The organism is Streptomyces sp. NPDC059866 (assembly GCF_042731325.1).
In the GTDB taxonomy this organism is placed as follows: domain Bacteria; phylum Actinomycetota; class Actinomycetes; order Streptomycetales; family Streptomycetaceae; genus Streptomyces; species Streptomyces flavusporus.
On the sequence record NZ_JBHWJT010000123.1, the window covers coordinates 1 to 2,151 of the forward strand.

Consider the following 2,151-nt stretch of genomic DNA (forward strand, 5'->3'; position numbering starts at 1 on the left):
GCCGGGCGGCTGACCACGCCCTTGCTGCCTGACGACTTTCTGGCGGTCGTCGATCCCCTGTGGTCGGCCAGGTGGCCGGCGGGCCGGGTGGAGGTGGTCCGGACGGAGACGGCGGACGCGACGACGCTCATGGTGCGGGCGGGGCGTGGCTGGTCGGGGCATCGCGCGGCGGGTCAGTACGTGCCGGTGGGAGTGGGCATCGGCGGCGTACTGCACTGGCGGACGTACTCGATCACGACCCCACCGGACGGCTCCGGGCGTTTCGCCATCACGGTGCGGGGGGTCCCGGACGGACGGGTGTCGCCGCACCTGGCCCACCGGGTCCGGCCCGGGGAAACACTGCGCCTCGGTCCTGTCCAGGGGGATTTCGTGCTGCCCGGTCCCCCGCCGGCGCGCCTGCTGTTCCTGACCGGCGGTATTGGCATCACTCCCGTGGTGGCCATGCTGCGCGCACTCGCCGGGCGCACGGGCCGCCGCCCGGACACCGTGCTGGTGCACAACGCGCCGGACGCCGACCGGGTCGTCTTCGGCGGTGAGCTGCGTGCCATGGCCGCCCGCGAGAGCTGGTTCACGCTGTACGAACACCACACCCGTCGGGAAGGACGGCTGGATCGAGTGCGCCTGGGTGCTCTGTGCCCTGACTGGGCGGAGCGCGAGACCTGGGCCTGCGGCCCGGAAGGGCTGCTCGCGTTCGCCGAGCGGGCCTGGCGCGACGCGGATGCCCGGCACCGGCTGCACCTGGAGCGGTTCCGACCGCCGTCACCGGCCGCGCCTGGCAGTGGATCGGGCGGGCACGGCGGGCGGGCGCGCTTCACCCGCAGCGGTGTCGAGACGGACGCCGGCTCCGCCACGCCCCTGCTGGACGTCGGCGAGGCGGCGGGTGTCGTCATGCCCAGCGGCTGCCGTATGGGCATCTGCCACAGCTGCCTCAGCCCGCTGTCCGCCGGCCGGGTCCGCGACCTGCGGACCGGCGACGTACACGGCGAGCCGGGCGATCTGATCCAGACCTGCGTGTCGGCCGCCTGTGGCCCCGTGCACATCGACCTGTAGGAACCATCTGTCTAGCCTCGAGCCTTCAGGAAGGGAGAACCAGTGGCCGCTGCGCTTGCTCTTGCGCCGCACGAAGCCGACGCCTTCGGGCAGGAACTGGACCGCATCCGCGCCGAGGTGCTGGCCGAGCGCGGCGCCGAGGACGCCCGCTACATCCGTACCCTCATCACCGTGCACCGCGCCCTGGAAGCCGGTGGCCGGGCCGCACTGGCCGTGTCCCTGCTGCCGCCCGCCTGGCTGGCCGGAACGGCGATGCTCACCACCGCCAAGATCCTGGAGAACATGGAGCTGGGCCACAACATCCTGCACGGCCAGTGGGACTGGATGCGCGACCTGGCCATCCACTCCACCACCTGGGAGTGGGACTTCCCCACCCCGGCCGCCGCCTGGAAGCACACCCACAACGACCTGCACCACACCTGGACCAACGTGGTGGGCCGGGACCGGGACCTGGGCTACGTGGCCATGCGGATGAGCGCGGACCAGCCCTGGCACCCCCTCCATCTCCTTCAGCCCCTCTACGGCGGGCCGCTGCTGGCACCGCTCTTCGAGTGGGCCATCGCGCTGTACGACCTGGAGCCCGAGGCAGTCGTCCAGGGCCGCAAGCCACTGCGCGCGTTCCTGGACGACCTCGCAGGTGTGGCCCGCAAGGCGGCACGGCAGTTCACCAAGGACTACGTCCTCTTCCCGCTGCTGTCCGGCCCGTCCGCCCTGCCCTGCCTGCTCGGCAACCTCACCGCCAATGTCACCCGCAACATCTGGGCGCACACCGTCATCTTCTGCGGCCACTTCCCCGCCGGCGCGGAATCCTTCACCGAGGACGAGATCGAGGGCGAGTCGCGCGGCGAGTGGTACGTACGGCAGGCACTCGGCTCGGCGAACATCGACGGCGGCCCTCTCCTGCACATCCTCACCGGCAACCTCAGCCACCAGATCGAGCACCACCTCTTCCCCGACCTGCCCAGCAACCGCTATGCCCAGATCGCTCCCCGGGTGCGCAAGCTGTGCGAGAAGTACGGCATCCCGTACACCACCGGCCCGCTGCTGCGCCAGTACGCCTCCACCTGGGCCCGCATCTGGCGCATGGCACTCCCGTAACAC

At 71.6% G+C, this 2,151-nt stretch carries 2 protein-coding genes; both read left to right on the forward strand.

What is annotated here, in order from left to right:
• The first annotated feature begins 9 nt into the window (after positions 1-9).
• Complete coding sequence (locus ACFV7R_RS46985) at positions 10-1,050, forward strand: ferredoxin reductase (RefSeq protein ID WP_385276945.1); 1,041 nt, start codon at positions 10-12, stop codon at positions 1,048-1,050.
• A gap of 42 nt (positions 1,051-1,092) precedes the next feature.
• Entirely contained in the window at positions 1,093-2,148 is a 1,056-nt protein-coding gene (locus ACFV7R_RS46990) for a fatty acid desaturase family protein (RefSeq protein WP_385276942.1), read from the forward strand.
• Positions 2,149-2,151 lie beyond the last annotated feature (3 nt).